We start from the raw sequence: 6,857 nt of genomic DNA on the forward strand, positions 1-6,857 counted from the left end.
CTCTGGGAGCGGGTTTGCCCGCGAAGCTTTTACGGCATCACACCAGATAGTTTTTCAACTCCCGGGCAATCACCATCCGCTGTATCTCGCTCGACCCTTCATAGATCTGCGTAATCCGCGCATCCCGGTAGTAACGCTCAACCGGGTAGTCTTCCAGATACCCATACCCGCCATGAATCTGCATCGCCGAAGAACAAACCTTCTCGGCCATTTCCGACGCAAACAGCTTGGCTTGCGAGGCCTCCGACAAACACGGCTGTCCGGCACTGCGCAACCGCGCGGCATGCAGGATCAGCAACCGTGCCGCATTCAGCCGGGTGTGCATGTCGGCCAGCATGTTCGCGATGCTTTGGTGCTCATTGATGGTCTTGCCGAACTGCACACGATCACGCGAGTAGGCGAGCGCCGCTTCGAACGCCGCTCGGGCAATGCCCAGCGCCTGCGCGGCGATGCCGATTCGGCCGCCTTCGAGGTTGGACAGGGCAATCGCCAGGCCCTTGCCGCGTTCGCCGAGCAGATTGGCTTCGGGGATTGTGCAGTTGTTGAGGGTGACCGCGCAGGTGTCGGAGGCCCGGATGCCCATCTTGTGTTCGGTGCGATCGACGATAAAGCCCGGGGTCTCGGTCGGCACCAGAAACGCCGAAATACCACGCTTGCCCAGGTCGGGATCGGTCACCGCGAACACAATCGCCAGTTTCGCCCGTTTACCGTTACTGACGAATTGCTTGGCGCCGTTGATCACCCACTGACCGTCACGCAGTTCTGCGCGGGTGCGCAGGTTGTGCGCTTCGGAACCGGCCTGGGGTTCGGTCAGGCAAAAGCAGCCGATGGCCTGGCCGCTGGCCAGATCGGGTAGCCAGGTCTGTTTCTGCTCGTCGGTGCCGTAGTTCAGCACCGGTCCGCAACCCACCGAGTTGTGGATGCTCATCAGCGCGCCCGTCGCACCGTCGCCGGCGGAAATCTCTTCCACCGCCAGGGCATAGGCGACGTAGTCGACATAGGTGCCACCCCATTCTTCCGGCACCACCATGCCCAGCAGACCCAGTTCACCCATCTTCGCCACCAGACCGTCATCGATCCAGCCGGCCTTTTCCCAGGCTTGGGCGTGGGGCGCGATTTCGCCGCGGGCAAAGTCCCGGGCCATGTCGCGGATCATGACTTGCTCTTCACTCAATTCGATATCGTTCATGGCTCAGCGCTCGCTCTGGTCAAACCCGGTGAAGAAACTGGCGACATGTTCGGCGTCCAGCGCTTGCAGGGTCGGCGGATTCCAGCGTGGGGTCTTGTCCTTGTCGATCAACAAGGCGCGTACGCCTTCGATCAGGTCGCCGCGTTCAAACCACTGGCGGTCCAGGTGCAGCTCAAGGGCGAAGCAGTCCTCCAGATTCAGATAGCGACCGCGACGGAGCATTTCCAGGGTCACGCCCATGGCCAATGGAGAACGGCTCTCCAACAGGTCGGCGGTGGTTATCGCCCACTCATGACTGTCTGCGACGGTAACCTCACGCAGTTGCTCCACAATACTCGGCATATCGGGCAGGGCGAAGAAGTGGTCGATGGCCGGGCGCAAGGTTGCCAATGGCGCATCGGGCAGCTGTTGCACGGCGACTGTCGCCAGCAGGCCTTGCAGGTCTTTGAGCGGCGTGTCACGCCATTCGAGCTGATCGAGTTTTGCGTCCAGCGCACTCAGTTTTTCACTTTCCAGGTACCAGTCCGCCAGCCCGCAATACAGCGCATCGGCAGCGCGGACCTGCACACCGCTGACCCCCAGATAAATGCCCAACTCACCGGGAATGCGCGGCAGGAAGTAGCTACCGCCCACGTCCGGGAAATAACCGATGCCCACTTCCGGCATCGCCAGACGGCTTTTCTCGGTGACCACCCGCAAGTCGGCGCCTTGCACCAGCCCCATGCCGCCGCCGAGGACAAAACCATCCATCAGGGCGAGCACCGGTTTGCGGTAGTGGTGGAGGGTCAGGTCGAGGGCGTATTCCTCAACGAAGAAAACTTCGTGCAGCGTGTCGCCACTTTTGAAACTGTCATACAGCGAGCGAATGTCGCCGCCGGCGCAAAATGCTTTTTCACCGGCGCCGCGCAATACCACGGCGCGTACGTTCGAATCCTGAGCCCAGGCATCGAGGTGTCGCTGCAGCTGACGAACCATGTCCAGGGTAATGGCATTGAGGCCGGCGGGGCGATTGAGGGTCAGGTGACCGATGTGGTTGCGAACCTCGGCCAGCACTTCATTTGGCGTGGCATCCATGGACTCTGTCCCCGGAGAAGAAACCTGAGCAGTCATCACTAACTCCCTGCTTTTATTGTTCTTTATGGAAATGCTCGCGCGCGAGCGATCCCGGATCGTACCAGTGCAAATTTGCCGTGTACAACCGGGATACGTGCAGGTTTGGCCTGCATTTTTGTCATAGGCAGGGCGTCATGGAACGCGGGGGGACAAGACCTCACCAATGCTGCGGCGTTTGGCGTGCAATTCGCTCGCATGGATCAACTGTTCAAGGTCTTCGGGCGTGACATCGAAAAAGGCCTCCATGTCTGCCAATGCAAGTTTCAAATCCTGGGCGGTAATCGCCTGGTTGTCGGTCGGCGGGTGATCGGCCGGTACGACAGCGGCAGGTTCGCTGGCACGTTTCGGGTAACGAATCCGCGTCAGGTTATTGTAGGCCACGGCACTGAGCAGCATCGTCGCTGCACCCAGCATGACGGGGCCGAGTGCTTGCCAACCCATGGCAATGGTGGCGGGGTCGGCCAATACCAGCGTCAAGGCCAGCGCCCCGGCGGGTGGATGCAAGCAACGCAGCCAGCACATCAGCACCAGCGCCATGCCGGCTGCCAGGCACGCGCTGCCCAGCGTCCGCCCGAGGACGTGGGCCACGAGTAACGACAGCACCCCGGCGCTCAAGTAGCCGCCGATAATCGACCAGGGCTGGGCGAGGGCGCCCGAGGACACTGCGAACAACAGCACCGCCGATGCACCCAGTGGACCGATCAGATGTTGCGCGACCTCGATACCGAACACCAGTGCGCACACCCAGACACTGAGCATCGTCCCCAAGGCCATGCCGATGGCGGCGCGGCTCCATTCAGTGGGGCGGGTATTGATGGCGGCGGGTAACCAGCGAGCAAGCATGTTCAGGATCAATCCGATGAAAAAACCGAGGAAAAAAAAAGGCTTAGCTGGGATATCCAGAAAGCCCTTGAAGGTGTTCCAACTATTGGGGGAGGAACGAGGCACAGTGTGCCGCGCCTTCCCGATGCTGACAAATTCATATTAATGCAGTTTCAGTGCATTAATTTTGCTGTACAGCCACGCGCCGTCCGGCCATGAAACACAACGAACCACCCATCGCGGCCAGAGCGCTCAGGGCATAAAACATCGTCGCCGCTGGTGTGTGCATCAGCAGAAATCCGCAAATTACCGGGCTCAATGCACCGCCGAGGGCTGCGAGGTTCTGCGCACCGTAGTAACTGCCGCGCAGTTCTTCCGGGGCCAGGGTGTCGACGAAGAGAAATTCGGCGGGGTAAATGATCATTTCACCCAAGGTGAAAATGAACATCGCCACGCACCAGCTCAGGAGGCTGTCGGCCAGACTGAAACCGATCAGGCCAGCGATGAACAGGCCGGTACCAACGGCAATCCAGTAGCGCAATTGTTCACGCTTGAGGAAACGCCCGATCTGGTATTGCAGCAGGATCACGCTGATGGCATTGCAGGCGAGCAGTGCGGCCATGGTGTCCAGGGCGTGTCTGGAATCACCGGTGATCAGCAGGTATTGCGACAGGTAGAAGGTGAACCGGCCGTGAACCACCGTGCTGAGCAGGCAACCGCAGGTGAACATGATCAGCGTGCGGTCGTTTTTCAGCGTGATCAGGGTTTTGAGGAAGCTTTGCGGATGGCCGATCGTGGGCGTCTGCGCTGAATCCTTGGGGATGCCGATCATCAGGAAGACGCTGAAAAACGAAATGGCTCCGGCGATCAGAAACGGCGCGACCGGGTACACGCCGGCGATGATCACGCCCAGCATCGGGCCCGTGGCGTAGCCGATGTTGGTCAGGGTGTAGCGCAGGGAAAAGGCCTTGGCACGCTGGCCCAAGGGCAGGTTTTCGCTGAGGATCGCCTTTGAGCCGATCAAGAATAACGCCGAGGCGGTTTCGGTGACGATCAGGAGGGTGGTGGTCAGGTACAGGTTTTCGGCAAAGGTGAGCAGTACCAGGCCGATGGCGCTGGAGAGCATCGTGAGAATCAGCAGCCGGCGTTTTTCGAGGCGGTCGATGATGTAGCCGCCGTAGAGGGCGAGCAGGGTGGCGATGAACACCGCGATCCCCAACAACAAACCGACGTCCTGTTGGTTGAGGCCGAGCTTTTCGCTCAGGAACAGCGTAAGCAGCGGGCTGGTGATGGCGCGGCTGACGACAATGGTCAGCGACACGATCATCAAGCGGCGGATGACGAGCGAGTAAGTGGCCACGGCGGGGTAAATGTCCTTATTCAGATTTTGTGGCGTTCTTGCCGGCCTCTTCGCGAGCAAGCTTTGCTCCTACAGTAACCGTGAGCGAATCCTGTAGGAGCAAAGCTTGCTCGCGAACACAGCCCAGACTAAGGCTTCAAATGCAGCAACACAAAATCGTTTTTATCGAAGCGCCCGCTCAATGCCGGCTGCAGGGCCCCCGCAGGAGTACCTTGCAGCGCCTGGTAATCTTTTAGATCCATCATCAACCAGGCAGGTCCCGTCACGCTCTCGAGTTCCTGAATGGTTTCCGTAAAGTCCGGTTTCAGATCCTGCTCGATATTGACCATGAACTTGATCCCCTTGGCGTCCTTGCCCATGCCGTGCAGCACGAGCGGAGCGGGATCTTTCTGCACCCGCTTAAAGGCTTCGCGGCTGAAGGTCCGGGTATCGTAGAGCTGACGTTCGACCGGTTCAAACACCAGGATGTATACCGACCACAACCCGAGCGCCGCACAAAAGGCCAGGGTTTGCGCCCGCCAGCGAGGCTTGAAAAGCGCGGCCAGGGCGATCATTTGCAGCACGCCGAGCACGATCACCGCAGGGGTGACGGTCGTCAGTTCCTCGGGAAACCGGCGCTGGGCGACGAGCAGTGCCCCGATTAACAGCGCCGGAATCAACAACCATAACGCTTGCATGACCCCCCGCACCCAACCGAGTACCCGGCCGTGCGCGACCTGAAACGGGTAGGCCGCAATGATCGCCGCCATGGGCAACATCGGCAGCAGGTAACGCGCCTTTTTCGCCTGGGGAATCGACAACCCGACCATCACGATCAACCCGGCCGCCGCGCAATACTGCACCAGCCGCAGCTCGGGCCCGGCCTCGCGCGGGCTGGTCAGCCAGACCGCTGCCAACGCCAGCAGCGCCAGTGGATACGCCAGCGCATAGTTGCCCATCGAACTGGTGAAGTAATACAGCGAACCGCTGACACCTTCACTGCCGTCCAGGCGCCCCATGAACTGCATGCGCACGACATCCTGCATGAACACCGGGCCGCCAATGGTCTCGGCCAGCCACAACAAAACGCCGATGCACAGCGCCAGCATCAGGGCTGCCAGCAGGCCGAAACCGAACAGCCGTTGCCATTGACGGTTGAGCAGGTAATAGCTGCAGAGCATGCCGGTAGGAACTACCAGACCTATGGGGCCGCGAATCCCGAAACCCAGCAGCAAAAGGCCGAAGATCAGCCACCAGCGACGCTTGGCGGCGAAATGATCGGCAGCGTATCCCAGGTAAAAAACGCTGAAGGCGACTGCCGCCAGCATCAAGTCCTGGGACACGGCTCGGGTTTCGGTGACAAAAGTGTTGGTCAGCAGCAACAGCGCGACGCTTAGCAGGGCCCAGCGCGGGGAGTAGGGCGCCAGCAACCGGTACATCAACGTGACGATCATCGCGCCGGCGAAGGCGCTTGGAAACCATGCACTGAAGCTGTTGACCTGCCCGAATGGCAGGGACAGCAACCAGATGAACAGTGTCGAGACCGACAAGTAATCCGCGTATGGCTGGCCGTAAGTGGTGGGAAACACTGTCGGTCCGTGACGCAGCATTTCCTGGGCGAACATCACGAACCGCGAATCGAAACCGATCGGCGCCTGCTGATACACCCCGGCGCTAAACAGAACCAGCGCCAGCAGGCCCATCAACAGGGACTGCTGGCTAACGTGTCGCGACATCACAGGCCAGTGACGACGGAGGCCGCCGGCCATTGTTGATGCGGTATCGGCAGGTTGCGCGACTCACCGCGCCCCATCGGGAAATACAGGAAGCCCTTGTGTGCGAGACGCTCGGCGTCGTACAGGTTGCGTCCGTCGAAGATCACCGGGGCCTTGAGCCGCTGCTGGATCAAGTCAAAGTCCGGCGCCTTGAACTGCTGCCATTCGGTGCAGATGATCAGCGCGTCGGCCCCGGTCAGCACCGATTCCGGCGTACCCATCAGCATCAACTTCGATTCATCGGGATACAGCTGCTGGGTTTCCTGCATGGCTTCCGGGTCGAACGCGCGAACATTGGCGCCGGCGGCCCACAGCGATTCCAGCAGTACCCGGCTCGGCGCGTCACGCATGTCGTCGGTGTTGGGCTTGAACGCCAGGCCCCACAGGGCAAAGGTCTTGCCGCGCAGATCGCCCTTGTAGAACGCATTGATGCGTTCGAACAACTTGTGTTTCTGCCGTTGGTTGATGGCTTCCACCGCTTGCAGCAGGTCGCTTGAGCAATGGGCCTCTTCGGCGCTGTGGATCAGGGCGCGCATGTCCTTGGGGAAACACGAGCCGCCATAACCGCAGCCGGGGTAGATGAAGTGATAGCCGATGCGCGAGTCGGCACCGATGCCCA

The 6,857-nt window shown here is 60.4% G+C and carries 6 protein-coding genes; all 6 read right to left on the reverse strand.

Annotated elements, in window-relative coordinates:
- Positions 1–37: 37 nt before the first annotated feature.
- Positions 38–1,189: an acyl-CoA dehydrogenase family protein gene (locus EJA72_RS03885; RefSeq protein WP_157710220.1), complete on the reverse strand. Its 1,152-nt coding sequence runs from the start codon at positions 1,187–1,189 to the stop codon at positions 38–40.
- A 3-nt stretch (positions 1,190–1,192) separates the two neighbouring features.
- On the reverse strand, positions 1,193–2,299 hold the full coding sequence (locus tag EJA72_RS03890) for an enoyl-CoA hydratase/isomerase family protein (protein WP_157710221.1): 1,107 nt from the start codon (positions 2,297–2,299) through the stop codon (positions 1,193–1,195).
- 135 nt (positions 2,300–2,434) lie between these two features.
- Entirely contained in the window at positions 2,435–3,145 is a 711-nt protein-coding gene (locus EJA72_RS03895) for an HPP family protein (RefSeq protein ID WP_157710222.1), read from the reverse strand.
- Positions 3,146–3,305: 160 nt separating this feature from the next.
- Positions 3,306–4,484 carry an MFS transporter gene (locus EJA72_RS03900; protein WP_178129035.1) on the reverse strand — a complete coding sequence of 393 codons (1,179 nt, stop codon included), beginning with the start codon at positions 4,482–4,484 and terminating at the stop codon, positions 3,306–3,308.
- A 128-nt stretch (positions 4,485–4,612) separates the two neighbouring features.
- A complete protein-coding gene (locus EJA72_RS03905) occupies positions 4,613–6,232 on the reverse strand; it encodes a glycosyltransferase family 39 protein (protein ID WP_157710223.1) in 1,620 nt (539 codons plus the stop codon).
- On the reverse strand, positions 6,199–6,857 hold a 659-nt coding region (locus tag EJA72_RS03910; RefSeq protein WP_178129037.1), incomplete at its 5' end, for a UDP-glucose/GDP-mannose dehydrogenase family protein. The genes EJA72_RS03905 and EJA72_RS03910, both read right to left, overlap by 34 nt.

The organism is Pseudomonas sp. PB120, assembly GCF_009761815.1.
GTDB lineage: Bacteria > Pseudomonadota > Gammaproteobacteria > Pseudomonadales > Pseudomonadaceae > Aquipseudomonas.